General features: G+C 50.5%; 43 protein-coding genes. 42 read left to right on the top strand and 1 reads right to left on the bottom strand.

Annotated elements, in window-relative coordinates; translation table 11 throughout:
- The first annotated feature begins 10 nt into the window (after positions 1–10).
- Both LK04_RS00795 and slyD read left to right on the top strand, forming a co-directional pair.
- The gene (locus tag LK04_RS00795; RefSeq protein ID WP_039336336.1) at positions 11–205 is read left to right on the top strand and encodes a YheV family putative zinc ribbon protein; all 195 of its coding nucleotides are present in this window, start codon (positions 11–13) and stop codon (positions 203–205) included.
- 192 nt (positions 206–397) lie between these two features.
- Entirely contained in the window at positions 398–946 is a 549-nt protein-coding gene (gene slyD, locus LK04_RS00800; RefSeq protein WP_039336337.1) for a peptidylprolyl isomerase, read from the top strand.
- A 72-nt stretch (positions 947–1,018) separates the two neighbouring features.
- On the opposite strand, the gene LK04_RS00805 is transcribed toward slyD, so the two are convergent.
- Positions 1,019–1,237: a SlyX family protein gene (locus LK04_RS00805; RefSeq protein ID WP_039336354.1), complete on the bottom strand. Its 219-nt coding sequence runs from the start codon at positions 1,235–1,237 to the stop codon at positions 1,019–1,021.
- Positions 1,238–1,516: 279 nt separating this feature from the next.
- On the opposite strand from LK04_RS00805, the gene fkpA reads away from it, so the two are divergent.
- The 40 genes from fkpA (at position 1,517) to LK04_RS01005 (ending at position 24,216) form a co-directional block, all read left to right on the top strand.
- A complete protein-coding gene (gene fkpA, locus LK04_RS00810; protein WP_039336338.1) occupies positions 1,517–2,347 on the top strand; it encodes an FKBP-type peptidyl-prolyl cis-trans isomerase in 831 nt (276 codons plus the stop codon).
- A gap of 170 nt (positions 2,348–2,517) precedes the next feature.
- Positions 2,518–3,240 carry a helix-turn-helix transcriptional regulator gene (locus LK04_RS00815; protein WP_039336339.1) on the top strand — a complete coding sequence of 241 codons (723 nt, stop codon included), beginning with the start codon at positions 2,518–2,520 and terminating at the stop codon, positions 3,238–3,240.
- Complete coding sequence (tusD, locus tag LK04_RS00820; protein ID WP_039336341.1) at positions 3,240–3,626, top strand: sulfurtransferase complex subunit TusD; 387 nt, start codon at positions 3,240–3,242, stop codon at positions 3,624–3,626. Before LK04_RS00815 ends, tusD begins: the two co-directional genes overlap by 1 nt.
- Positions 3,626–3,985, top strand: a complete 360-nt coding sequence (gene tusC / locus LK04_RS00825) for a sulfurtransferase complex subunit TusC (protein WP_039336345.1) — start codon at positions 3,626–3,628, stop codon at positions 3,983–3,985. Before tusD ends, tusC begins: the two co-directional genes overlap by 1 nt.
- A gap of 9 nt (positions 3,986–3,994) precedes the next feature.
- Positions 3,995–4,282, top strand: coding sequence for a sulfurtransferase complex subunit TusB (tusB, locus tag LK04_RS00830; RefSeq protein ID WP_039336347.1), 288 nt, complete (start codon positions 3,995–3,997; stop codon positions 4,280–4,282).
- 126 nt (positions 4,283–4,408) lie between these two features.
- A complete protein-coding gene (gene rpsL / locus LK04_RS00835; protein WP_006120575.1) occupies positions 4,409–4,783 on the top strand; it encodes a 30S ribosomal protein S12 in 375 nt (124 codons plus the stop codon).
- A gap of 96 nt (positions 4,784–4,879) precedes the next feature.
- Complete coding sequence (gene rpsG / locus LK04_RS00840; protein WP_007886246.1) at positions 4,880–5,350, top strand: 30S ribosomal protein S7; 471 nt, start codon at positions 4,880–4,882, stop codon at positions 5,348–5,350.
- 93 nt (positions 5,351–5,443) lie between these two features.
- Positions 5,444–7,558, top strand: coding sequence for an elongation factor G (gene fusA / locus LK04_RS00845; RefSeq protein WP_039336352.1), 2,115 nt, complete (start codon positions 5,444–5,446; stop codon positions 7,556–7,558).
- A gap of 69 nt (positions 7,559–7,627) precedes the next feature.
- Entirely contained in the window at positions 7,628–8,812 is a 1,185-nt protein-coding gene (gene tuf, locus LK04_RS00850) for an elongation factor Tu (RefSeq protein WP_059109759.1), read from the top strand.
- 179 nt (positions 8,813–8,991) lie between these two features.
- A complete protein-coding gene (gene bfd / locus LK04_RS00855) occupies positions 8,992–9,186 on the top strand; it encodes a bacterioferritin-associated ferredoxin (protein WP_039330903.1) in 195 nt (64 codons plus the stop codon).
- A 101-nt stretch (positions 9,187–9,287) separates the two neighbouring features.
- A complete protein-coding gene (gene bfr, locus LK04_RS00860) occupies positions 9,288–9,773 on the top strand; it encodes a bacterioferritin (protein WP_039330900.1) in 486 nt (161 codons plus the stop codon).
- A gap of 319 nt (positions 9,774–10,092) precedes the next feature.
- On the top strand, positions 10,093–10,404 hold the full coding sequence (gene rpsJ / locus LK04_RS00865; RefSeq protein WP_006120582.1) for a 30S ribosomal protein S10: 312 nt from the start codon (positions 10,093–10,095) through the stop codon (positions 10,402–10,404).
- Between the two features lie 32 nt (positions 10,405–10,436).
- On the top strand, positions 10,437–11,063 hold the full coding sequence (rplC, locus tag LK04_RS00870) for a 50S ribosomal protein L3 (protein WP_039330898.1): 627 nt from the start codon (positions 10,437–10,439) through the stop codon (positions 11,061–11,063).
- Between the two features lie 10 nt (positions 11,064–11,073).
- A complete protein-coding gene (rplD, locus tag LK04_RS00875) occupies positions 11,074–11,679 on the top strand; it encodes a 50S ribosomal protein L4 (protein ID WP_034830751.1) in 606 nt (201 codons plus the stop codon).
- The gene (gene rplW, locus LK04_RS00880; protein WP_007891652.1) at positions 11,676–11,978 is read left to right on the top strand and encodes a 50S ribosomal protein L23; all 303 of its coding nucleotides are present in this window, start codon (positions 11,676–11,678) and stop codon (positions 11,976–11,978) included. The genes rplD and rplW overlap by 4 nt, the downstream gene beginning before the upstream one ends.
- Positions 11,979–11,995: 17 nt before the next feature.
- Positions 11,996–12,817 carry a 50S ribosomal protein L2 gene (gene rplB, locus LK04_RS00885; RefSeq protein WP_034830746.1) on the top strand — a complete coding sequence of 274 codons (822 nt, stop codon included), beginning with the start codon at positions 11,996–11,998 and terminating at the stop codon, positions 12,815–12,817.
- Positions 12,818–12,833: 16 nt separating this feature from the next.
- The gene (gene rpsS, locus LK04_RS00890) at positions 12,834–13,112 is read left to right on the top strand and encodes a 30S ribosomal protein S19 (RefSeq protein ID WP_001138115.1); all 279 of its coding nucleotides are present in this window, start codon (positions 12,834–12,836) and stop codon (positions 13,110–13,112) included.
- Positions 13,113–13,125: 13 nt separating this feature from the next.
- The gene (gene rplV, locus LK04_RS00895) at positions 13,126–13,458 is read left to right on the top strand and encodes a 50S ribosomal protein L22 (protein ID WP_007891659.1); all 333 of its coding nucleotides are present in this window, start codon (positions 13,126–13,128) and stop codon (positions 13,456–13,458) included.
- A 17-nt stretch (positions 13,459–13,475) separates the two neighbouring features.
- Positions 13,476–14,174, top strand: a complete 699-nt coding sequence (rpsC, locus tag LK04_RS00900; RefSeq protein WP_039330895.1) for a 30S ribosomal protein S3 — start codon at positions 13,476–13,478, stop codon at positions 14,172–14,174.
- A gap of 12 nt (positions 14,175–14,186) precedes the next feature.
- Entirely contained in the window at positions 14,187–14,597 is a 411-nt protein-coding gene (rplP, locus tag LK04_RS00905; protein ID WP_002438716.1) for a 50S ribosomal protein L16, read from the top strand.
- The gene (gene rpmC / locus LK04_RS00910; protein ID WP_039330894.1) at positions 14,597–14,785 is read left to right on the top strand and encodes a 50S ribosomal protein L29; all 189 of its coding nucleotides are present in this window, start codon (positions 14,597–14,599) and stop codon (positions 14,783–14,785) included. Before rplP ends, rpmC begins: the two co-directional genes overlap by 1 nt.
- Positions 14,785–15,039 (top strand): 30S ribosomal protein S17, encoded by a 255-nt coding sequence (gene rpsQ, locus LK04_RS00915; RefSeq protein WP_038644333.1) that lies wholly within the window; start codon positions 14,785–14,787, stop codon positions 15,037–15,039. The genes rpmC and rpsQ overlap by 1 nt, the downstream gene beginning before the upstream one ends.
- A gap of 169 nt (positions 15,040–15,208) precedes the next feature.
- On the top strand, positions 15,209–15,580 hold the full coding sequence (rplN, locus tag LK04_RS00920; protein WP_006120590.1) for a 50S ribosomal protein L14: 372 nt from the start codon (positions 15,209–15,211) through the stop codon (positions 15,578–15,580).
- A 10-nt stretch (positions 15,581–15,590) separates the two neighbouring features.
- Positions 15,591–15,905 carry a 50S ribosomal protein L24 gene (rplX, locus tag LK04_RS00925; RefSeq protein WP_039330891.1) on the top strand — a complete coding sequence of 105 codons (315 nt, stop codon included), beginning with the start codon at positions 15,591–15,593 and terminating at the stop codon, positions 15,903–15,905.
- A 14-nt stretch (positions 15,906–15,919) separates the two neighbouring features.
- The gene (gene rplE / locus LK04_RS00930) at positions 15,920–16,459 is read left to right on the top strand and encodes a 50S ribosomal protein L5 (RefSeq protein ID WP_006120591.1); all 540 of its coding nucleotides are present in this window, start codon (positions 15,920–15,922) and stop codon (positions 16,457–16,459) included.
- A gap of 14 nt (positions 16,460–16,473) precedes the next feature.
- Positions 16,474–16,779 carry a 30S ribosomal protein S14 gene (gene rpsN / locus LK04_RS00935; RefSeq protein WP_007891666.1) on the top strand — a complete coding sequence of 102 codons (306 nt, stop codon included), beginning with the start codon at positions 16,474–16,476 and terminating at the stop codon, positions 16,777–16,779.
- Between the two features lie 32 nt (positions 16,780–16,811).
- Positions 16,812–17,204 (top strand): 30S ribosomal protein S8, encoded by a 393-nt coding sequence (rpsH, locus tag LK04_RS00940; protein ID WP_039330888.1) that lies wholly within the window; start codon positions 16,812–16,814, stop codon positions 17,202–17,204.
- 12 nt (positions 17,205–17,216) lie between these two features.
- Positions 17,217–17,750: a 50S ribosomal protein L6 gene (gene rplF / locus LK04_RS00945; protein WP_039330885.1), complete on the top strand. Its 534-nt coding sequence runs from the start codon at positions 17,217–17,219 to the stop codon at positions 17,748–17,750.
- A gap of 9 nt (positions 17,751–17,759) precedes the next feature.
- Positions 17,760–18,113: a 50S ribosomal protein L18 gene (gene rplR / locus LK04_RS00950; RefSeq protein WP_008104733.1), complete on the top strand. Its 354-nt coding sequence runs from the start codon at positions 17,760–17,762 to the stop codon at positions 18,111–18,113.
- Between the two features lie 14 nt (positions 18,114–18,127).
- A complete protein-coding gene (gene rpsE, locus LK04_RS00955; RefSeq protein WP_007891679.1) occupies positions 18,128–18,628 on the top strand; it encodes a 30S ribosomal protein S5 in 501 nt (166 codons plus the stop codon).
- A 5-nt stretch (positions 18,629–18,633) separates the two neighbouring features.
- Complete coding sequence (gene rpmD / locus LK04_RS00960) at positions 18,634–18,813, top strand: 50S ribosomal protein L30 (RefSeq protein WP_021186404.1); 180 nt, start codon at positions 18,634–18,636, stop codon at positions 18,811–18,813.
- A 3-nt stretch (positions 18,814–18,816) separates the two neighbouring features.
- Complete coding sequence (gene rplO / locus LK04_RS00965; protein WP_034830738.1) at positions 18,817–19,251, top strand: 50S ribosomal protein L15; 435 nt, start codon at positions 18,817–18,819, stop codon at positions 19,249–19,251.
- Positions 19,252–19,258: 7 nt separating this feature from the next.
- Complete coding sequence (gene secY, locus LK04_RS00970) at positions 19,259–20,590, top strand: preprotein translocase subunit SecY (RefSeq protein ID WP_039330881.1); 1,332 nt, start codon at positions 19,259–19,261, stop codon at positions 20,588–20,590.
- Positions 20,591–20,622: 32 nt separating this feature from the next.
- Positions 20,623–20,739, top strand: a complete 117-nt coding sequence (rpmJ, locus tag LK04_RS00975) for a 50S ribosomal protein L36 (protein ID WP_004160566.1) — start codon at positions 20,623–20,625, stop codon at positions 20,737–20,739.
- Positions 20,740–20,885: 146 nt separating this feature from the next.
- Positions 20,886–21,242, top strand: coding sequence for a 30S ribosomal protein S13 (rpsM, locus tag LK04_RS00980; RefSeq protein ID WP_039330880.1), 357 nt, complete (start codon positions 20,886–20,888; stop codon positions 21,240–21,242).
- 16 nt (positions 21,243–21,258) lie between these two features.
- Positions 21,259–21,648 carry a 30S ribosomal protein S11 gene (gene rpsK, locus LK04_RS00985; RefSeq protein ID WP_004160563.1) on the top strand — a complete coding sequence of 130 codons (390 nt, stop codon included), beginning with the start codon at positions 21,259–21,261 and terminating at the stop codon, positions 21,646–21,648.
- Positions 21,649–21,679: 31 nt separating this feature from the next.
- Positions 21,680–22,300, top strand: coding sequence for a 30S ribosomal protein S4 (gene rpsD / locus LK04_RS00990; RefSeq protein ID WP_039330879.1), 621 nt, complete (start codon positions 21,680–21,682; stop codon positions 22,298–22,300).
- A 25-nt stretch (positions 22,301–22,325) separates the two neighbouring features.
- Entirely contained in the window at positions 22,326–23,315 is a 990-nt protein-coding gene (locus LK04_RS00995; RefSeq protein WP_007891688.1) for a DNA-directed RNA polymerase subunit alpha, read from the top strand.
- Between the two features lie 40 nt (positions 23,316–23,355).
- Positions 23,356–23,742 carry a 50S ribosomal protein L17 gene (rplQ, locus tag LK04_RS01000; protein ID WP_004160560.1) on the top strand — a complete coding sequence of 129 codons (387 nt, stop codon included), beginning with the start codon at positions 23,356–23,358 and terminating at the stop codon, positions 23,740–23,742.
- 102 nt (positions 23,743–23,844) lie between these two features.
- On the top strand, positions 23,845–24,216 hold the full coding sequence (locus tag LK04_RS01005; RefSeq protein WP_039330878.1) for a DUF1992 domain-containing protein: 372 nt from the start codon (positions 23,845–23,847) through the stop codon (positions 24,214–24,216).

Consider the following 24,216-nt stretch of genomic DNA (forward strand, 5'->3'; position numbering starts at 1 on the left):
AGGAAAGAGTATGCGTAAACGTTTTATTGCCGGTGCAGTCTGTCCACAATGTCAGGAAAAAGACACCCTGGCGCTGTGGCGTGAAAACAATGTCGATGTGGTGGAGTGCGTCAAGTGCGGCCACCAAATGCGCGAAGCGGATAAGCAGGTTCGCGAGCAGGTGCGCAGCAACGAGCAAGTGATCGGCATTTTTCATCCTGAATAGCGGAATGGCGCAGCTTTTTTTAAGCTTAAACTTACAGCGGGATTGAATTCCGTTACAATCGGCGCCATTAACGCTGAGCAGTATGCAGCAACACATTTGTTGGCATCCTCAGTCTTGAACCTTTCTGGTTGGTTATTGCACGCAAATAGACCAATGAGACGGGATCTCAGTTCTCAACGGTTAGGAGATATCATGAAAGTAGCAAAAGACCTGGTGGTGAGCCTGGCGTATCAGGTTCGTACCGAAGACGGTGTGTTGGTTGACGAGTCACCGGTGAGTGCACCGTTGGACTATCTGCACGGTCATGGTTCCCTGATTTCTGGTCTGGAAAAAGCGCTGGAAAATCATGATGTAGGCGATAAGTTTGATGTGCATATCCCAGCAAACGACGCTTACGGTCAGTATGATGACAATCTGGTTCAGCGTGTACCAAAAGACGTGTTCATGGGCGTGGATGAACTGCAGGTTGGCATGCGCTTCCTGGCAGAAACCGATCAAGGCCCGGTTCCGGTTGAAATCACCGAAGTGGAAGACGAGCATGTTGTGGTTGATGGTAACCACATGCTGGCAGGTCAGAACCTGAACTTTAACGTGGAAGTGGTCGCGATCCGTGAAGCTACGGAAGAAGAAATCGCTCACGGTCACGTGCATGGTGCACACGGCCACGATCATGATCACGACCATGGTCACGATCACGGCCAAGGCGGCTGTGGTACTGGCGGTTGCGGCTGCAGCCACTAAGTTTTGCCTGAAGAGACAAGAGGCCACCGCTAGGTGGCCTTTTTTATGCCAGCAGCACAGCCATTCTGGGCATCAGTAGTGCGGCGGCGGCGTCTCTTCTGATTGCGAAGCCAGCAATGAAGGTGTCGCGGCTTTCACCTTATCGACCAGCAAACGCACCTGTTCACGCATCCTGCTCATCTCCAGTTCATGCTGGGTCACCGTGTGATTGAGCTGATCGATAGTGTCTTCCTGAAAAGCCAGCTTGCTCTCCAGTGCCTCAAGGCGTTGTTCCCACTCTTCCTGTTGCATCATCTCTTCTCCTCTTACGGTGCTGCGCCTGGCGCGTATCGGGCGTGATTCTACGGCCTTTAGCACCAGAATCACCCGATTTTTAACCTTAATATCGCCAGAAGGTTGAAAACAGCGCGAATGCCTTCATCTCTGGTGAAACTTCCTGATGCAAAAAAGGTCGGATGTTAAGCGGGTAATTACGTTGTGGGAGTGTTCGCCGCTGCCACGTAAAGTTATAGTGTGGGCCACTGTCCGCAATGATTCCCGAGGTTTAGATGCTTCGGTTTTGGAGAAAGGATGAAATCACTGTTTAAAGTCACATTGTTAGCTACCACCATGGCCGTCGCGCTGAATGCACCGCTGGCAATGGCAGCAGAAACCACCGCAGCTCCGGCTGACGCAGCGCAGGCTGCGCCACAGGCACCTAAGAACGCTGCCTTCAAAAACGAAGACCAGCAGTCAGCCTATGCGTTGGGCGCCTCTTTGGGTCGCTACATGGACAATTCTCTGAAGGAACAAGAGAAACTGGGCATCAAACTGGACAAAGATCAGCTGATCGCAGGTGTTCAGGATGCATTCGGTGGCAAGAGCAAGCTGTCTGATCAAGAGATCGAGCAGACGCTGCAAGCCTTCGAAGGCCGCGTGAAAGGCGCAGCACAGGCGAAGATGGAAAAAGACGCGAAGGAGAACTCTGATAAGGGTGCCGCTTACGCTGACAAATTCGCCAAAGAAAAAGGCGTGAAGAAAACTGAATCAGGCTTGCTGTACCAGGTAGAGAAAGAAGGTACTGGCGACGCACCAAAAGACAGCGATACGGTTGTCGTGAACTACAAAGGTACGCTGATTGACGGTACCGAGTTCGATAACTCTTACACCCGTGGCGAGCCACTGTCGTTCCGTCTGGATGGTGTGATTCCAGGCTGGACCGAAGGTCTGAAGCACGTGAAGAAAGGCGGTAAGATCAAGCTGGTGATCCCACCAAACCTGGCTTACGGTAAAAATGGCGTTCCGGGCATTCCGGCTAACTCCACCCTGGTGTTTGATGTTGAGTTGCTTGATATCAAACCCGCGCCTAAAGCGGATGAGAAAGCTCAGGCTCCAGCCGAAGCTGACAAGAAAGCGCAGTAATCTGCCATTTCTTATACCGCCGCCTTCGGGCGGCGGTTTCATTTCTACTGAATTATTTAGGTGGCTAATAACCACGACATTTGCCAGACTAGCAGCTGCATAATAATCACCATATGAGTCTGCCCCAATGCTGTCGAGACAGGCTCCAGCCATTTAGGGTAATGTCTTCGATGTCTAATCCATTCAATCCCGGTGAACTGACTGACTTCGATTTACTGGAGCAACGTCCGTTCGAGCAAGCCGACTACGATATTCTCAAATCTTACGAAGCGGTGGTCGATGGTCTGGCGATGCTGATCGGTTCGCACTGCGAAATCGTGCTGCACTCACTGGAAGATTTGAAATGCTCGGCAGTGCGTATTGCCAACGGCGAACATACCGGCCGTAAAGTGGGTTCACCGATTACCGATTTGGCTCTGCGTATGCTGCATGATATGCACGGCGCAGACAGCAATGTTTCTCGTGCTTATTTCACGCGCGCGAAAAGTGGCGTGCTGATGAAATCGGTGACTATCGCCATTCGCAATCGCCAGCAGCGTGTCATTGGTTTGCTGTGCATCAACATGAACCTTGACGTGCCTTTCTCCCAAATCATGTCGACATTTATGCCGCCAGAAATGCAGCAGGTTGATTCCAATGTCAACTTCGCCAGTTCCGTCGAAGACCTGGTGATGCAAACGCTGGAGTTCACCATTGAAGAGGTGAGTGCTGACCGTAATGTGTCGAACAACGCGAAGAATCGTCAGATTGTGCTCAATCTGTATGAGAAAGGTATCTTCGATATTAAAGACGCGATTAATCAGGTGGCTGACCGCCTGAATATCTCTAAACACACGGTTTATCTCTATATCCGCCAGTTTAAAAACGGTGATTTTCAGGGGCAGGATCGCTAATGCGCTACATCTTGCTGGTCACCGGCCCGGCTTACGGTACGCAGCATGCCAGCAGCGCACTGTTGTTTGCGCGTGCGCTGGTCGGGGCGGGACATCAGCTGGAGAGTGTCTTCTTTTACCGTGAGGGCGTGTTGAATGCCAATCAGCTGACGGCCCCCGCCAGCGATGAAATCGATATGGTGCGGGAATGGCAGCATCTGCATGAGCAAAGCGGCGTGGCGTTGAATATTTGCGTGGCGGCGGCACTGCGTCGTGGCGTGACCGATGCGCAGGAAGCCGCGCGATTGCAACTTTCTGGCAGTAATCTGCAAGCGGGTTTTGAACTCAGTGGATTGGGTGCGTTAGCGGAAGCCGCACTCAGTTGCGATCGGCTGGTGCAATTCTGATGAATCGAGTGGCTTTTCTGTTTACTCAGGCTCCGCACGGCAGCAGTGCCGGCAGGGAAGGGCTGGATGCAGTGTTGGCGACAGGGGCGTTAAGTGAAGATATTGCACTGTTCTTTGTGGGTGATGGCGTGCTGCAGCTTAACCCGCACCAGCAGCCGGAAAAGATTCTGGCACGCAACTACATTGCTACCTTTGGTGTGCTGGAGCTTTATGACATCGACCAGTGTTTTGTCTGCGAGGAGTCACTGCTGGCACGTGGGCAGCGTGTGACGGCCAACCGCGTGTTGACGGCGGAGGTGCTGAATGCAGCCGCTCTGCGCCAGAAACTCGCGACTTATCACCGTATTATCCGCTTCTGAGAAACGACCATGCTTTACACGCTGTTGCAATCCCCTTGGCAATGCGATCTCGATAGCCTTCTGCTGCTGTTGCAAGAGGGGGATGATGTATTGCTATTACAGGATGGCGTCACCGCCGCGCTCGAGGGCAGCCAGATGTTCCTCAAGCTGTCGTCTTCGCCTGCAACGCTGTGGGTTTTAGAAGAAGATGTGCTGGCACGTGGTCTTGTTGGCCAAATTTCGACCAATATCCAGCCTCTGGACTATACTGGGTTCGTTGCCTTGACGATAAAGCACCAACAACAAGTGGCCTGGTAACAGCGAAAACCTGGTTATTTCTTGACACCCTTTTGACACAGTCCTAGAATTCTGCCTCCTCGTAGAAATACGAGGCGATTTATTACGTGTTTACGAAGCAAAAAGCTAAATCCCAGGAGCTATTTAATGGCAACAGTTAACCAGCTGGTTCGCAAACCACGCGTACGCAAAGTTGCAAAGAGCAACGTGCCTGCGCTGGAAGCTTGCCCGCAGAAACGTGGTGTTTGTACTCGTGTGTACACCACTACCCCTAAAAAACCAAACTCAGCACTGCGTAAAGTTTGCCGTGTGCGTTTGACTAACGGTTTTGAAGTTACCTCCTACATCGGCGGTGAAGGTCATAACCTGCAGGAGCACTCAGTGATCCTGATCCGTGGCGGTCGTGTTAAAGACTTGCCAGGTGTGCGTTACCACACCGTTCGTGGCGCGCTGGACTGCTCAGGTGTTAAAGACCGTAAGCAGTCACGCTCCAAGTATGGCGTGAAGAAGCCAAAGGCTTAATGGTTCTCCGTTAAGTAAGGCCAAACGTTTTAACTTTAATGTCAAAATAAACTCGTAGAGTTTTGGACAATCCTGAATTAACAACGGAGTATTTCCATGCCACGTCGTCGCGTCATTGGTCAGCGTAAAATTCTGCCGGATCCTAAGTTCGGATCAGAGCTGCTGGCTAAATTTGTAAACATCCTGATGGTAGATGGTAAAAAATCTACTGCTGAATCTATCGTCTATACCGCACTTGATACCCTGGCTCAACGTGCTGGTAAAGATGGTCTGGAAGCTTTCGAAGTTGCACTCGAAAACGTACGTCCGACTGTAGAAGTTAAGTCACGTCGCGTTGGTGGTTCAACCTACCAGGTTCCAGTTGAAGTCCGTCCGGTTCGTCGTAATGCTCTGGCAATGCGTTGGATCGTAGAAGCTGCTCGTAAACGCGGTGATAAATCTATGGCTCTCCGCCTGGCGAACGAACTTTCTGATGCTGCAGAGAACAAAGGTACTGCAGTTAAGAAACGTGAAGACGTTCACCGCATGGCAGAAGCCAACAAGGCGTTCGCACACTACCGCTGGTAACAGCTGCGTAGTTGTTATTAACCCAGCGGGCGTCCCAGTGACTCACCTGCTGGGCTTTTTTAACTTAGAACGTCTCAGAATCAGAGGAATCAAATGGCTCGTAAAACACCCATTGAGCGCTACCGTAACATTGGTATCAGTGCGCACATCGACGCCGGTAAGACTACTACTACCGAACGTGTTCTGTTCTACACCGGTGTAAACCACAAAATCGGTGAAGTACATGACGGCGCAGCAACCATGGACTGGATGGAGCAGGAGCAGGAGCGTGGTATTACCATTACCTCTGCTGCGACTACCTGTTACTGGTCTGGTATGGCTAAGCAGTTCGAACCACACCACGTAAACATCATCGACACCCCGGGACACGTTGACTTCACCATCGAAGTTGAGCGTTCTATGCGTGTGCTTGATGGCGCGGTAATGGTTTACTGTGCAGTTGGTGGCGTTCAGCCACAGTCTGAAACCGTATGGCGCCAGGCTAACAAATATAAAGTTCCACGCATCGCGTTCGTTAACAAAATGGACCGTATGGGTGCTAACTTCCTGAAAGTTGTTGGTCAGATGAAAGATCGTCTGGGTGCAAACCCAGTACCACTTCAGCTGGCTATCGGCGCAGAAGAAGGTTTCACCGGTGTTGTTGACCTGGTGAAAATGAAAGCGATCAACTGGAACGAGGCCGATCAAGGCGTCACCTTCGTTTACGAAGATATTCCAGCGGATATGCAGGAACTGGCTGAAGAATGGCGTGCTAAGCTCGTTGAAGCTGCAGCTGAAGGTTCTGATGAGCTGATGGATAAATTCTTCGGCGGCGAAGAGCTGACTGAAGAAGAGATCAAAACCTCTCTGCGTAAGCGCGTTCTGAACAACGAAATCATCCTGGTAACCTGTGGTTCTGCGTTTAAGAACAAAGGTGTTCAGGCGATGCTGGATGCGGTTGTTGAATACCTGCCAGCACCAACTGACGTTACCGCGATTAACGGTATGCTGGACGACGGTAAAGACACGCCGGCTGAGCGTCACTCAGACGACAAAGAGCCGTTTGCTGCACTGGCGTTCAAAATCGCTACCGACCCGTTTGTTGGTAACCTGACCTTCTTCCGCGTTTACTCAGGTGTTGTTAACACGGGTGATACCGTTTATAACCCAGTTAAGTCAAACCGTGAGCGTCTGGGCCGTATCGTACAGATGCACGCTAACAAACGTGAAGAGATCAAAGAAGTTCGTGCGGGCGACATCGCAGCAGCGATCGGCCTGAAAGATGTGACCACTGGTGACACCCTGTGTGACCCAGACAACGTCATCATCCTTGAGCGCATGGAATTCCCTGAGCCAGTAATCTCAATCGCCGTTGAACCAAAAACCAAAGCTGACCAGGAAAAAATGGGTCTGGCTCTGGGCCGTCTGGCTAAAGAAGACCCATCATTCCGCGTATGGACTGATGAAGAATCTAACCAGACCATCATCGCCGGTATGGGTGAACTGCACCTCGACATCATCGTTGACCGTATGAAGCGTGAGTTCAACGTGGAAGCAAACGTGGGTAAACCACAGGTTGCTTACCGTGAAGCGATTCGCTCTAAAGTTACCGATATCGAAGGTAAACACGCCAAGCAGTCTGGTGGTCGTGGTCAGTACGGTCATGTTGTTATCGACATGTACCCTCTGGAGCCAGGTGTTAACCCGAAAGGTTACGAATTTGTCAACGATATCAAGGGCGGTGTGATTCCAACTGAATACATCCCTGCGGTTGATAAAGGCCTTCAGGAGCAGCTGAAATCAGGTCCACTGGCGGGTTATCCGGTAGTAGATCTGGGTGTTCGTCTGCACTTCGGTTCATACCATGATGTCGACTCCTCAGAGCTGGCGTTTAAACTGGCTGCTTCTTTAGCGTTCAAAGAAGGCTTCAAAAAAGCACAACCTGTGCTGCTTGAGCCAATCATGAAGGTTGAAGTTGAGACTCCGGAAGAGAACACCGGTGACGTTATCGGTGACCTTAGCCGTCGTCGTGGTATGCTCAAAGGACAGGAATCTAACGCTACTGGCGTTCAGATCCATGCTGAAGTTCCACTGTCTGAAATGTTCGGATATGCAACTCAGCTGCGTTCTCTGACCAAAGGCCGTGCTTCTTACTCCATGGAGTTCCTGAAGTACGATGATGCGCCGAACAACGTCGCTCAGGCCGTTATTGAAGCTCGTAGCAAATAAGCTACGGTTTAAAAATTGTGAACTGCTGCCTTCATGACTCATGAAGGCACAACGTAAGGAATTATCGCCATGGCGAAAGAGCAATTTCAGCGTAACAAACTGCACGTAAACGTCGGCACCATCGGTCACGTTGACCATGGTAAAACCACTCTGACTGCAGCAATCACCACCGTTCTGGCTAAAACCTACGGCGGTAAGGCAAGTAAATTCGACGAGATCGATAAAGCGCCTGAAGAGAAAGCACGTGGTATCACCATCAACACTTCACACGTTGAATATGAAACCCCGACTCGTCACTACGCTCACGTTGACTGCCCAGGCCACGCCGACTATGTGAAAAACATGATCACCGGTGCTGCGCAGATGGACGGCGCGATCCTGGTTGTTGCTGCGACTGATGGCCCAATGCCACAGACCCGTGAGCACATCCTGCTGGGTCGTCAGGTTGGCGTTCCTTACATCATCGTGTTCCTGAACAAGTGCGACATGGTTGATGACGAAGAGCTGCTGGAACTGGTAGAGATGGAAGTTCGTGACCTGCTGTCAGCATACGACTTCCCAGGCGATGATACTCCAATCATCCGCGGTTCTGCTCTGAAAGCGCTGGAAGGCGACGCTGAGTGGGAAGCTAAGATCATTGAGCTGGCTGGTCACCTGGATACCTATATCCCAGAGCCAGTACGTGCAATCGACATGCCGTTCCTGCTGCCAATCGAAGACGTATTCTCAATCTCAGGCCGTGGTACTGTTGTAACCGGTCGTGTTGAGCGCGGTATCGTTAAAGTGGGCGACGAAGTTGAAGTTGTTGGCCTGAAAGACACTGTGAAATCAACCTGTACTGGCGTTGAAATGTTCCGCAAACTGCTGGACCAGGGTCAGGCTGGCGAGAACTGTGGTGTTCTGCTGCGTGGTATCAAGCGCGAAGACATCGAGCGTGGTCAGGTACTGGCTAAGCCAGGCACCATCAAGCCACATACTCAGTTCACTTCAGAAGTTTACGTTCTGTCTAAAGATGAAGGCGGTCGTCATACTCCGTTCTTCAAAGGCTACCGTCCTCAGTTCTACTTCCGTACTACTGACGTGACCGGCGACGTTCAACTGCCAGAAGGCGTTGAAATGGTAATGCCAGGCGACAACGTGAAAATGACTGTTACTCTGATCAAGCCAATCGCTATGGATCAGGGTCTGCGTTTCGCAATCCGTGAAGGCGGCCGTACTGTTGGTGCGGGCGTTGTTGCTGAAATTATCGCTTAATTGCGTTAATGCCGGTGGCTGCTTAGGTGGCCACCGCAGCACGAAAGAAGAGCACTTCGGTGCTCTTTTTTTTCGTCAAAATTTCATGACAGATAGAAAAACCACACAAAATCTACGTTTGAAATAAAAACCATTCTCATTTACACTTTGATCAGAAATTGTACTGGAGCATGCAGTAAATGTACGTCTGTCTGTGTAATGCCGTGAGTGATAAAACCCTCCGCGAAGTTGTTCGTCGTTATCAGCCCAAATCCATTCAGCATTTGCGTCAGCTGGTTCCTATCGGTAAACAGTGCGGCAAGTGTATTCGCGTGGCGCGTGAGATCATGGATGACGAGTTGCAGAAGGTGCCTCTGTACAAAGAGATAGCCTGATAATTCCTTCCAGACCCTAATAACCACAAAAACTGTCCAGTTTTTTTGACTTCTTTTTATCCGCATCTACGATCTATTTACCTGGAAGCGGAGGAAGCAAAATGAAGGGCGACAGTAAAATCATAACGCATCTCAATAAACTGCTGGGGAATGAACTGGTTGCGATTAATCAGTACTTTCTTCATGCGCGCATGTTCAAAAACTGGGGGCTGATTCGCCTCAACAACGTCGAGTATCACGAATCCATTGATGAAATGAAGCACGCGGATAAGTACATCGAGCGCATTCTGTTTCTTGAAGGCATTCCCAATCTTCAGGATCTGGGCAGGCTGCGCATTGGTGAAGATGTCCCGGAGATGTTGCAATCCGATCTGACGTTGGAGTTGGAAGGGGCGAAGGATTTACGTGAAGCCATCGCCTATGCTGACAAAGTTCATGACTACGTAAGCCGTGACATGATGATTGAGATTCTGAGTGAGGAAGAACATCACATCGACTGGCTGGAGACAGAACTCGACCTGGTACAAAAACTCGGTTTGCAGAATTACCTGCAGGCCCAATTACAACAAGAAGAGCACGCGGACTAACCCATTTTGCATCAGCAATGTCGTGAGCCTGTACGGGTCGTTATCCGATCGGTACAGGCTTTTTTGTCTTTTAGTTGAAATGATGTGGTTAAAAACGCATCACGGGTTGCTTCCTGAACTGATTTGCGTATAATGCGCGGGCCTGCCGATATTGGTATGGCGCGATTCGAGCAGAATCGCAGGCGATAGCGAGTGATGTATCGCCTGACAATACTCCCGATTGGGGAGTTATATGCTGAACGATTACACTCCTCCATCAATCGTAATGGGTGTGGGTAGTAATTCTTTTCGTTTATAAAATGTTTGGAGCCTTGGTCTCATGTCGAACCAAAGAATCCGTATCCGTCTTAAAGCGTTTGATCATCGCCTGATCGATCAATCAACCGCGGAAATCGTTGAGACTGCCAAGCGCACTGGTGCGCAGGTACGTGGTCCGATCCCGCTGCCAACTCGCAAAGAGCGTTTTACCGTTCTGATCTCTCCGCACGTTAACAAAGACGCGCGTGATCAGTACGAAATTCGCACTCACAAGCGTCTGGTAGACATCGTTGAGCCAACTGAAAAAACCGTTGATGCACTGATGCGTCTGGATCTGGCTGCCGGTGTTGACGTGCAGATCAGCCTGGGTTAATCAGGTCATCGAGCGATTGAGAGGTTGATACAATGATTGGTTTAGTCGGTAAAAAAGTGGGCATGACCCGCATCTTCACTGAAGATGGCGTTTCAATCCCAGTAACCGTAATCGAAGTTGAAGCAAACCGCGTTACTCAGGTCAAAGGCCTGGAAAACGACGGTTACCAAGCTATCCAGGTGACCACCGGTGCTAAAAAAGCAAACCGTGTTGGCAAACCAGAAGCAGGTCATTTTGCTAAAGCTGGCGTTGAAGCTGGCCGTGGTCTGTGGGAATTCCGCACCGAAGGTGAAGAGTACTCAGTAGGCCAGAGCATCAGTGTTGAAATCTTCGCTGAAGTTAAAAAAGTAGACGTTACCGGTACCTCTAAAGGTAAAGGTTTCGCAGGTACCGTTAAGCGCTGGAACTTCCGTACCCAGGACGCTACACACGGTAACTCCTTGTCTCACCGCGTTCCGGGTTCTATCGGTCAGAACCAGACTCCGGGCAAAGTGTTCAAAGGCAAGAAAATGGCTGGTCAGCTGGGTAATGAGCGCGTAACCGTTCAGAGCCTGGAAGTGGTACGTGTTGACGCTGAGCGCAACCTGCTGCTGGTCAAAGGTGCTGTTCCGGGTGCAACCGGCAGCGACCTGATTGTTAAACCAGCTGTGAAGGCGTAAGGGGATAGCAATGGAATTAGTACTGAAAGACGCGCAGAGCGCGCTGACTGTTTCCGAAACTACCTTCGGTCGTGATTTCAACGAAGCGCTGGTTCACCAGGTTGTTGTTGCTTATGCCGCTGGTGCTCGTCAGGGTACTCGTGCGCAGAAAACTCGTGCTGAAGTAACTGGTTCAGGCAAAAAGCCTTGGCGCCAGAAAGGTACCGGCCGTGCGCGTTCAGGTTCTGTAAAGAGCCCGATCTGGCGTTCAGGTGGCGTGACCTTCGCTGCGCGTCCACAGGACCACAGTCAAAAAGTTAACAAAAAGATGTACCGCGGCGCGCTGAAAAGCATCCTGTCCGAACTGGTACGTCAGGACCGTCTGATCGTTGTCGAGACGTTCTCTGTAGAAGCACCGAAAACCAAGCTGCTGGCACAGAAACTGAAAGACATGGCGCTGGAAGACGTGCTGATCATCACCGGCGAACTGGATGAGAATCTGTTCCTGGCTGCGCGTAACCTGTACAAGGTTGACGTGCGTGATGCAGCGGGTATCGACCCAGTTAGCCTGATCGCCTTCGACAAAGTCGTTATGACTGCGGAAGCAGTTAAGCAAGTTGAGGAGATGCTGGCATGATCCGTGAAGAACGTCTGCTGAAAGTCGTGCGCGCGCCGCACGTATCTGAAAAAGCATCTACTGCGATGGAAAAAACCAATACCATCGTTCTCAAAGTTGCTAAAGACGCGACCAAAGCAGAGATCGTTGCTGCTGTTGAGAAACTGTTCGAAGTTGAAGTTAAAGACGTAAACACCTTGGTTGTTAAGGGTAAAGTTAAGCGTCACGGACAGCGTATCGGTCGTCGTAGCGACTGGAAAAAAGCTTACGTCACCCTGAAGGAAGGCCAGAACCTGGACTTCGTCGGCGGCGCTGAGTAAGTCGGAGGAGAAAGACAATGGCAGTTGTTAAATGTAAACCGACATCTCCGGGTCGTCGTCACGTAGTTAAAGTGGTGAACCCAGAGCTGCACAAGGGCAAACCTTTTGCTCCGCTGTTAGAAAAAAACAGCAAATCCGGTGGTCGTAACAACAATGGTCGTATCACTACCCGTCATATCGGTGGTGGTCACAAGCAGGCTTACCGTATTGTTGACTTCAAACGCAACAAAGATGGTATCCCAGCAGTTGTTGAGCGTCTTGAGTACGATCCGAACCGTTCTGCGAACATCGCACTGGTTCTGTACAAAGATGGCGAGCGCCGTTACATCCTGGCCCCTAAAGGCCTGAAAGCTGGTGATCAGGTTCAATCTGGCGTTGATGCTGCGATTAAAGCGGGTAACACCCTGCCTATGCGTAACATCCCGGTGGGTTCTACCGTTCACAACGTAGAAATGAAACCAGGCAAAGGCGGTCAGATTGCTCGCTCAGCTGGTACTTACGTGCAGATCGTTGCGCGTGATGGTTCCTACGTAACCCTGCGTCTGCGTTCTGGCGAAATGCGTAAAGTCGAAATCGACTGCCGCGCAACCCTGGGCGAAGTCGGTAACGCTGAGCACATGCTGCGCGTTCTGGGTAAAGCTGGTGCAACCCGTTGGCGTGGTGTTCGTCCTACCGTTCGCGGTACTGCGATGAACCCAGTCGATCACCCGCACGGTGGTGGTGAAGGTCGTAACTTTGGTAAGCACCCGGTAACTCCGTGGGGCGTTCAGACCAAAGGTAAGAAGACCCGTAGCAACAAGCGTACTGATAAATTTATCGTACGTCGCCGTAGCAAATAATTTTAGAGGATAAGCCATGCCACGTTCTCTCAAGAAAGGTCCTTTTATTGACCTGCACTTGCTGAAGAAGGTAGAGAAAGCGGTGGAAAGCGGTGACAAGAAGCCCCTGCGCACTTGGTCCCGTCGTTCAACGATCTTCCCTAACATGATCGGTTTGACCATCGCTGTCCATAATGGTCGTCAGCACGTTCCTGTCTTTGTTTCCGACGAAATGGTCGGCCACAAACTGGGTGAATTTGCACCGACACGTACTTATCGCGGCCATGCTGCAGATAAGAAAGCCAAGAAGAAATAAGTAGGAGGAAGAGATGGAAACTATTGCTCAACATCGCCATGCTCGTTCTTCTGCTCAGAAGGTCCGCCTTGTTGCTGACCTGATTCGCGGTAAGAAAGTGTCGCAGGCTCTGGATATTCTGACTTACACCAACAAGAAAGCTGCTGTGTTGGTTAAGAAAGTACTGGAATCTGCCATTGCGAACGCCGAACACAACGATGGCGCTGATATCGACGATCTGAAAGTCGCGAAAATCTTCGTAGACGAAGGCCCAAGCATGAAGCGCATTATGCCGCGTGCGAAAGGTCGTGCAGATCGCATCCTGAAGCGCACCAGCCACATTACTGTGGTTGTGTCCGATCGCTGAGACTCTGGAGACTAGCAATGGGTCAGAAAGTACATCCTAATGGTATTCGCCTGGGTATTGTAAAACCATGGAACTCTACCTGGTTTGCGAACACCAAAGAATTCGCTGACAACCTGGACAGCGATTTTAAAGTACGTCAGTTCCTTACTAAGGAACTGGCTAAAGCGTCTGTATCTCGTATCGTTATCGAGCGTCCGGCTAAGAGCATCCGTGTGACCATTCACACCGCTCGCCCGGGTATCGTTATCGGTAAGAAAGGTGAAGACGTAGAAAAACTGCGCTCGGTCGTCGCGAAAATCGCTGGCGTTCCTGCACAGATCAACATCGCCGAAGTCCGTAAGCCGGAACTGGACGCTAAATTGGTTGCTGACAGCATCACTTCACAGCTGGAGCGTCGTGTGATGTTCCGTCGTGCTATGAAGCGTGCGGTACAGAACGCAATGCGTCTGGGCGCGAAGGGTATTAAAGTTGAAGTCAGCGGCCGTTTGGGCGGTGCCGAGATCGCACGTACCGAATGGTACCGTGAAGGTCGCGTACCACTGCACACTCTGCGTGCAGACATTGACTACAACACCTCTGAAGCGCACACCACTTATGGTGTAATCGGCGTTAAGGTATGGATCTTCAAAGGTGAGATCCTGGGTGGTATGGCTGCTGTTGAACAACCGGAACCGGCTGCTCAACCTAAAAAGCAGCAGCGTAAAGGCCGTAAGTAAGGAGAGTCGCTGATGTTACAACCAAAGCGTACGAAATTCCGTAAAGTGCACAAAGGCCGCAACCGTGGTCTGGCGCAGGGTACGGATGTCAGCTTCGGTACTTTCGGTCTGAAAGCTGTTGGCCGTGGTCGTCTGACTGCTCGTCAGATCGAAGCAGCACGTCGTGCTATGACCCGTGCAGTTAAGCGTCAAGGTAAGATTTGGATCCGTGTATTCCCGGACAAACCAATCACCGAGAAGCCGCTCGAAGTGCGTATGGGTAAAGGTAAGGGTAACGTGGAGTATTGGGTTGCCCTGATCCAGCCAGGTAAAGTCCTGTATGAAATGGACGGTGTACCTGAAGAGCTGGCCCGTGAAGCCTTCAAGCTGGCAGCAGCAAAACTGCCTATCAAAACCACCTTTGTAACTAAGACGGTGATGTAATGAAAGCAAATGAGCTGCGTGAAAAAAGCGTTGAAGAGCTGAACACTGAGCTTCTTAACCTTCTGCGTGAGCAGTTTAACCTGCGCATGCAGGCAGCATCTGGCCAGCTGCAGCAGACCCATCTGCTGAAGCAAGTGCGCCGTGATGTTGCACGTGTTAAGACTTTACTGACTGAGAAGGCGGCGTAATGACCGATAAAATCCGTACTCTGCAGGGTCGTGTTATTAGTGACAAAATGCAGAAATCTGCAGTTGTTGCTATCGAACGTGTCGTGAAGCACCCGATCTACGGTAAATTCATCAAGCGTACGACTAAGCTGCACATCCATGACGAGAACAACGAGTGTGGAATTGGTGACGTGGTAGAAATCCGCGAAACCCGTCCACTGTCTAAGACTAAGTCTTGGGCTCTGGTTCGCGTTGTAGAGAAAGCGATTCTGTAATAGAATCCGTTTCCTCTAAAAAATAAAATGAACGGCTCGTCTGAGCCGTTCATTTTTTCTACCCATCTGCGAGAACCGGTGTTATAATGCCGCGCCCTCAATTATGGGGCTTTTTAACGACCTGAGGTTTGGGTCCCGAAGTAGTAGTTGACATTAGCGGAGCACTAAAATGATCCAAGAACAGACTATGCTGAACGTCGCCGACAACTCCGGTGCACGTCGCGTAATGTGTATCAAGGTTCTGGGTGGCTCGCACCGTCGCTACGCAGGCGTCGGCGATATCATCAAAGTTACCATCAAGGAAGCAATTCCACGTGGTAAGGTGAAAAAAGGTGATGTCCTGAAGGCGGTAGTGGTGCGCACCAGGAAGGGTGTTCGTCGCCCGGACGGTTCTGTCATTCGCTTCGATGGTAATGCATGCGTTATTTTAAACAATAACAGCGAGCAGCCTATCGGTACGCGTATTTTTGGGCCGGTAACTCGTGAACTTCGTACTGAAAAGTTCATGAAAATTATCTCTCTGGCACCAGAAGTACTCTAAGGAGCGAGCAATGGCAGCGAAAATCCGTCGCAATGACGAAGTTATTGTGCTTACCGGCAAAGATAAAGGTAAGCGCGGTAAAGTAAAGAATGTCCTGACTTCTGGTAAGGTCATCGTTGAAGGTATCAACCTGGTTAAAAAACATCAGAAGCCTGTCCCGGCTCTGAACCAACCAGGCGGCATCGTTGAAAAAGAAGCTGCTATTCAGGTTTCTAACGTTGCAATCTTCAATGCGGCAACCGGCAAGGCTGACCGTGTAGGCTTTAGATTCGAAGAAGGCAAAAAAGTCCGTTTCTTCAAGTCTAATAGCGAAACTATCAAGTAATTTGGAGTAGTACGATGGCGAAACTGCATGATTACTACAAAGACGAAGTAGTCCAGAAACTCATGTCTGAGTTCGGCTACAATTCTGTCATGCAAGTCCCTCGGGTCGAGAAGATCACCCTGAACATGGGTGTTGGTGAAGCGATCGCTGACAAGAAACTGCTGGATAACGCAGCAGCTGACCTGGCAGCAATCTCCGGTCAAAAGCCGTTGATCACCAAAGCACGCAAATCAGTTGCAGGCTTCAAAATCCGTCAGGGCTATCCGATCGGCTGTAAAGTAACTCTGCGCGGCGAGCGCATGTGGGAGTTCTTTGAGCGTCTGATCACTATTGCTGTTCCACGTATTCGTGACTTCCGTGGCTTGTCCGCTAAGTCTTTCGATGGTCGTGGTAACTACAGCATGGGCGTTCGTGAGCAGATCATCTTCCCAGAAATCGACTACGACAAAGTCGATCGCGTTCGTGGTTTGGATATTACCATTACCACTACTGCGAAATCTGATGATGAAGGCCGTGCTCTGCTGGCTGCCTTTGACTTCCCGTTCCGCAAGTAAGGTAGGGTTACTTAATGGCTAAGCAATCTATGAAAGCACGCGAAGTTAAGCGTGTAAAATTAGCAGACAAGTTCTTCGCTAAGCGCGTTGAGCTGAAAGCGATCATTTCTGATGTGAACGCATCCGACGAAGACCGTTGGGATGCTGTTCTTAAGCTGCAGAGTCTGCCGCGTGATTCCAGCCCTTCCCGTCAGCGTAACCGCTGCCGTCAGACAGGTCGTCCGCACGGTTTCCTGCGGAAGTTTGGGTTGAGCCGTATCAAGGTCCGTGAAGCCGCAATGCGCGGTGAAATCCCGGGTCTGAAAAAGGCTAGCTGGTAATTGTCACCATTTGAATCACGGGAGTAACACAGATGAGCATGCAAGATCCGATCGCGGATATGCTGACCCGTATCCGTAACGGTCAAGCCGCGAACAAAGTTGCGGTCTCTATGCCTTCCTCCAAGCTGAAAGTGGCAATTGCCAACGTGCTGAAGGAAGAAGGCTACATTGAAGATTTTAAAATCGAAGGCGACACCAAGCCTGAACTGGAACTGACTCTTAAGTATTTCCAGGGCAAGTCTGTGGTAGAGAGCATTCAGCGTGTTAGCCGTCCAGGTCTGCGCATCTATAAGAAAAAAGATGAGCTGCCAAAAGTAATGGCTGGTCTGGGCATCGCTGTAATTTCTACCTCTAAAGGTGTCATGACTGATCGTGCAGCGCGCCAAGCTGGTCTTGGTGGCGAAATTATCTGCTACGTAGCGTAATCGGAGGATAAAATGTCTCGTGTTGCAAAAGCACCTGTCGTTGTTCCTGCGGGCGTAGAGGTAAAACTCAACGGTCAGGAAGTTTCGATCAAAGGCAAAAACGGCGAGCTGACTCGTACTATCAACAGTGCTGTAGAAGTTAAGCATGCAGACAACGCCCTGACTTTCGCTCCACGCGAAGGTTTTGCGGACGCTTGGGCACAGGCAGGTACTGCTCGTGCGCTGCTGAACGGCATGGTTATCGGTGTTACCGAAGGCTTCACCAAGAAGCTGCAACTGGTTGGTGTTGGTTATCGTGCAGCTGTTAAAGGCAACTCTGTGAGCTTGGCCCTGGGCTTCTCTCACCCTGTTGACCATGCACTGCCGGCCGGCATCACTGCTGAATGTCCAACTCAGACTGAAATCGTGCTGAAAGGCGCTGATAAGCAGCTGATTGGTCAGGTTGCAGCGGATCTGCGCGCCTACCGTCGTCCTGAGCCTTACAAAGGCAAGGGTGTTCGTTACGCCGACGAAGTCGTGCGTACCAAAGAGGCTAAGAAGAAGTAAGGTAACACTATGGATAAGAAATCTGCTCGTATCCGTCGTGCGACCCGTGCACGTCGCAAGCTCAAAGAGCTGGGTGCTACTCGCCTGGTGGTACATCGTACCCCGCGTCATATCTACGCACAGGTGATCGCCCCGAACGGTTCCGAAGTTTTGGTTGCTGCTTCTACTGTAGAAAAAGCTATTGCCGAACAACTGAAGTATACCGGTAACAAAGACGCTGCTGCAGCTGTAGGTAAAGCTCTGGCTGAGCGCGCTGTCGAGAAAGGCATTACTAATGTTTCTTTCGACCGTTCCGGGTTCCAATATCATGGTCGTGTCCAGGCACTGGCAGATGCTGCCCGTGAAGCTGGCCTTCAGTTCTAAGGTAGAGGTCTAAGATGTCAAACATCGAGAAACAAGCTGGCGAACTGCAGGAAAAACTGATCGCGGTAAACCGTGTTTCTAAAACTGTAAAAGGTGGTCGTATTTTCTCCTTCACCGCACTGACTGTAGTGGGTGATGGTAACGGCCGCGTTGGTTTTGGTTACGGTAAAGCGCGTGAAGTTCCAGCAGCGATCCAGAAAGCGATGGAAAAAGCCCGTCGCAACATGATTAACGTCGCGCTGACTCACGGCACCCTGCAGCACCCTGTTAAAGGTGCTCACACGGGTTCTCGTGTGTTCATGCAGCCGGCTTCTGAAGGTACCGGTATCATCGCCGGCGGTGCAATGCGCGCTGTTTTAGAAGTCGCTGGAGTACATAACGTTCTGGCTAAAGCGTATGGTTCTACTAACCCGATTAACGTGGTTCGTGCAACTATCGATGGCCTGGGCAATATGAATTCTCCAGAAATGGTCGCTGCCAAGCGTGGTAAATCCGTTGAAGAAATTCTGGGGTAATCACGATGGCTAAGACTATTAAAATTACACAAACCCGCAGTTCAATCGGCCGCCTGCCTAAGCACAAAGCCACTCTGGTTGGCTTGGGTCTGCGTCGTATTGGTCATACCGTTGAGCGTGAAGACACGCCTGCTGTACGCGGTATGGTTAACGCGATTTCCTACATGCTGAAAGTGGAGGAGTAAGAGATGCGTTTAAACACTCTGTCTCCGGCCGAAGGGTCTAAACACGCTTCTAAGCGTCTGGGTCGTGGTATCGGTTCTGGTCTCGGTAAAACCGGTGGTCGTGGTCACAAAGGTCAGAACTCTCGTTCTGGCGGTGGCGTACGTCGCGGTTTCGAGGGTGGCCAGATGCCTCTGTACCGTCGTCTGCCGAAATTCGGTTTCACCTCTCGCAAAGCAATGGTCACTGCAGAAGTTCGTCTGTCTGACCTGGCGAAAGTTGAAGGCGGTATTGTTGACCTGAATACTTTGAAAGCAGCTAACATCATCGGTGTTCAGATCGAATTCGCGAAAGTGATTCTGTCTGGTGAAGTTTCTGCTCCGGTAACGATTCGTGGTCTGCGTGTCACCAAAGGTGCTCGTGCTGCGATCGAAGCTGCTGGCGGTAAAATCGAGGAATAAGTAGCAGATGGCAAAGCAACCGGGATTAGATTTTCAAAGTGCCAAAGGTGGCTTTGGTGAACTGAAGCGCAGACTGTTGTTTGTAATCGGTGCACTGATTGTCTTCCGTATTGGCTCTTTTATTCCAATCCCCGGTATCGATGCCACTGTACTTGCCAAACTGCTTGAGCAACAGCGTGGCACCATCATTGAAATGTTTAACATGTTCTCTGGTGGTGCTCTCAGTCGTGCCTCAATCTTCGCACTGGGTATTATGCCGTATATTTCGGCCTCTATTATTATCCAGTTGCTGACGGTGGTTCATCCAGCGTTGGCCGAGATTAAGAAAGAGGGTGAAGCTGGTCGTCGTAAGATTAGCCAGTACACTCGCTATGGCACCCTGGTTCTGGCTGTATTCCAGTCGATCGGTATTGCTACCGGTCTGCCGAATATGCCTGGAATGCAAGGCCTGGTGATGAATCCAGGTTTCGCATTCTACTTTACCGCTGTTGTAAGTCTGGTTACCGGGACAATGTTCCTGATGTGGCTGGGCGAACAGATTACTGAACGAGGTATCGGTAACGGTATCTCGATCATTATCTTCGCGGGTATTGTTGCGGGTCTTCCGCCGGCCATTGGCCATACCATCGAGCAAGCGCGGCAAGGTGACCTGCACTTCCTTCTGTTGCTGTTGGTTGCAGTTCTTGTATTTGCAGTGACGTTCTTTGTTATTTTCGTTGAGCGTGGCCAGCGCCGCATTGTGGTCAACTACGCTAAACGTCAGCAAGGTCGTCGTGTATATGCTGCACAGAGCACACATTTACCGTTGAAAGTGAATATGGCGGGCGTAATCCCGGCTATTTTTGCTTCCAGCATTATTCTGTTCCCAGCAACCATCGCGTCATGGTTCGGGGGCGGTACCGGTTGGAACTGGCTGACAACAATTTCGCTGTATTTGCAACCAGGACAGCCGCTATATGTGCTACTCTATGCGACTGCAATCATCTTCTTCTGTTTCTTCTACACGGCGTTGGTGTTCAACCCACGTGAAACAGCAGATAACCTGAAGAAGTCTGGTGCATTCGTACCGGGAATTCGTCCGGGAGAGCAAACGGCGAAGTATATCGATAAAGTAATGACACGTCTGACCTTAATCGGCGCACTGTATATTACCTTTATCTGCCTGATCCCGGAGTTCATGCGTGATGCCATGAAGGTTCCCTTCTACTTTGGCGGCACATCGCTGCTTATCGTAGTGGTTGTCATCATGGACTTTATGGCTCAAGTGCAAACTCTGATGATGTCGAGTCAGTATGAGTCTGCATTGAAGAAAGCTAACCTGAAAGGCTACAGCCGTTAATTCAGGCGCTTGAGAAGTTACGGAGAGTAAAAATGAAAGTTCGTGCTTCCGTCAAGAAATTATGTCGTAACTGCAAAATCATCCGTCGCGACGGTGTCGTACGTGTGATCTGCAGCGCCGAGCCAAAGCATAAACAACGCCAAGGCTGATATAGTCACATATTTTTCTTGCAAAGTCGGGTTGAGCTGGCTAGATTAGCCAGCCAATCTTTTGTATGTCGATGCGTTACCATTTGAGTATCCTGAAAACGGGCTTTTCAGCATGGGACGCATTTATTTAATTATAGGAGTGCATAGTGGCCCGTATAGCAGGCATTAACATTCCTGATCAAAAACATACCGTAATCGCATTAACTTCGATTTTCGGAATCGGCAAAACCCGTTCTAAAGCCATCTGCGCTTCAACGGGCATCGCCGAAGATGTTAAGATCAGAGAGCTGTCTGAAGAACAAATTGAACAGCTGCGTGAAGCAGTTGGTAAATTCGTTGTTGAAGGTGATCTGCGCCGTGAAATCACCCTGAGCATCAAGCGTCTGATGGACCTTGGTTGCTATCGTGGTTTACGCCATCGTCGTGGTCTGCCAGTTCGCGGTCAGCGTACTAAGACCAATGCACGTACCCGTAAGGGTCCGCGTAAACCGATCAAGAAATAATCGGGGTGAGTAAATAATGGCAAAGGCACCAGTTCGTGCACGCAAGCGTGTAAGAAAGCAAGTCTCAGATGGCGTGGCTCATGTCCATGCATCTTTTAACAACACCATCGTTACCATCACTGATCGTCAGGGTAACGCACTGGGTTGGGCAACCGCCGGTGGTTCCGGTTTCCGCGGTTCACGTAAATCTACTCCGTTTGCTGCTCAGGTAGCTGCAGAGCGCTGTGCAGAAGCAGTGAAAGATTACGGTATTAAGAATCTGGAAGTTATGGTTAAGGGTCCAGGTCCGGGTCGCGAATCAACTATTCGTGCTCTGAACGCTGCTGGTTTCCGCATCACTAATATTACTGATGTGACTCCAATCCCTCACAACGGTTGTCGTCCGCCGAAAAAACGTCGCGTTTAACGCCCGTTTTTAGGTTAGTTGGAGAAAGAAAATGGCAAGATATTTGGGTCCTAAGCTCAAGCTGAGCCGTCGTGAGGGCACCGACTTATTCCTTAAGTCTGGCGTTCGCGCGATCGATACCAAGTGCAAAATTGAACAACCACCTGGTCAGCATGGTGCGCGTAAACCGCGTCTGTCTGACTACGGCGGCCAGTTGCGTGAGAAGCAGAAAGTTCGTCGTATCTACGGCGTGCTGGAGCGTCAGTTCCGTAACTACTATAAAGAAGCAGCACGTCTGAAAGGCAACACCGGTGAAAACCTGTTGGCTCTGCTGGAAGGTCGTCTGGATAACGTTGTTTACCGTATGGGCTTTGGCGCCACTCGTGCAGAAGCACGTCAGCTGGTTAGCCATAAATCTATCCTGGTAAACGGTCGCGTTGTTAACATCGCTTCTTATCAGGTATCTCCGAATGATGTCGTAAGCATCCGTGAGAAAGCCAAACAGCAATCTCGCGTGAAGGCCGCTCTGGAGCTGGCTGAGCAGCGTGAAAAGCCAACCTGGCTGGAAGTTGATGCGACCAAGATGGAAGGTGTGTTCAAGCGTATGCCTGAACGTACTGATCTGTCTGCGGACATTAACGAACACCTGATCGTCGAGCTTTACTCTAAGTAAAGCTTAGTACCAAAGAGAGGACACAATGCAGGGTTCTGTGACAGAGTTTCTAAAACCGCGCCTGGTAGATATCGAGCAAGTGAGTTCGACGCACGCCAAGGTGACCCTTGAGCCGTTAGAGCGTGGCTTTGGCCATACTCTTGGCAACGCACTGCGCCGTATTCTGCTTTCTTCCATGCCGGGTTGCGCGGTGACCGAGGTTGAGATTGATGGCGTGCTGCACGAGTACTCCACCAAAGAGGGCGTACAGGAAGATATCCTGGAAATCCTGCTCAATCTGAAAGGGCTGGCGGTAAGAGTTCAGGGTAAAGATGAAGTTATTCTCACCTTGAATAAATCTGGCATTGGCCCTGTGACTGCAGCCGATATCACCCACGACGGTGATGTCGAAATCGTCAAGCCGCAGCATGTGATCTGCCATCTGACCGATGAAAACGCATCTATTAGCATGCGTATCAAAGTTCAGCGTGGTCGTGGTTATGTGCCGGCTTCTGCCCGAATTCATTCGGAAGAAGATGAGCGCCCAATCGGCCGTCTGTTGGTTGACGCTTGCTACAGCCCTGTAGACCGTATCGCCTACAATGTTGAAGCAGCGCGTGTAGAACAGCGCACCGACCTGGACAAGCTGGTCATCGAAATGGAAACCAACGGCACAATCGATCCTGAAGAGGCGATTCGTCGTGCGGCAACCATCCTGGCAGAACAACTGGAAGCTTTCGTTGACTTACGTGATGTACGTCAGCCGGAAGTGAAAGAAGAGAAACCAGAATTCGATCCGATCCTGCTGCGCCCTGTTGACGATCTGGAATTGACTGTCCGCTCTGCTAACTGCCTTAAGGCAGAAGCTATCCACTACATCGGTGATCTGGTACAGCGTACCGAGGTTGAGCTGCTTAAAACGCCTAACCTTGGTAAAAAATCTCTTACTGAGATTAAAGATGTGCTCGCTTCACGTGGTTTGTCTCTGGGCATGCGCCTGGAAAACTGGCCACCAGCAAGCATTGCTGATGAATAATCAGATCACAGGTTAAGGTTTCACTGAGAAGGATAAGGTCATGCGCCATCGTAAGAGTGGTCGTCAACTGAACCGCAACAGCAGCCATCGTCAGGCTATGTTCCGCAACATGGCCGGTTCTCTGGTTCGTCATGAGATCATCAAAACGACTCTGCCGAAAGCCAAAGAACTGCGTCGCGTAGTTGAGCCGCTGATTACTCTTGCCAAGACCGACAGCGTAGCTAATCGTCGTCTGGCATTCGCCCGCACTCGTGATAACGAGATCGTGGCAAAACTGTTTAACGAGCTGGGCCCGCGTTTCGCGAGCCGTGCCGGTGGTTACACTCGTATTCTGAAGTGTGGCTTCCGTGCTGGTGACAACGCTCCGATGGCTTACATCGAGCTGGTTGATCGTCCAGAAGCTCAAGCAGAAGCTGTTGCAGAGTAATCTGTAACAACGTAGAAAACCCGCTTCGGCGGGTTTTTTATTGCCTGTCATTCCTCTCCTCTTTCGCTATGCTGAACACTGTACTTTTAGCAGGAGTTCAATATGTGGTTTATCGATCAACTGGTAGAACAGCACATCCGCGCCGCGCAGGAAAAAGGTGAACTGAGTAATCTACCTGGAGAAGGTGCGCCTTTGCAGCTGGATGATGATAGTGCTGTGCCACCTGAACTACGTAGCGCCTACCGTTTGCTGAAAAACGCCGGCTTCTTACCTCCTGAACTGGCAATGCGGCGTGAAGCGCTAGAGATCAACGATCTTTTACGTCAGTTGGATCCTGCCGATCAGCAAGCTGAAAGTCTGCATAAAAAACTCACTTTGTTAGAGATGCAGTTGCGCCAGGCCGGGATGAGCACCGACTTTTTACGCGGTGACTATCGCGAATCCATAAGTCAGCGTCTGCAGCAGGAGAAGTAG

It is taken from the genome of Pantoea vagans, assembly GCF_001506165.1.
GTDB classification, from domain to species: domain Bacteria; phylum Pseudomonadota; class Gammaproteobacteria; order Enterobacterales; family Enterobacteriaceae; genus Pantoea; species Pantoea vagans_C.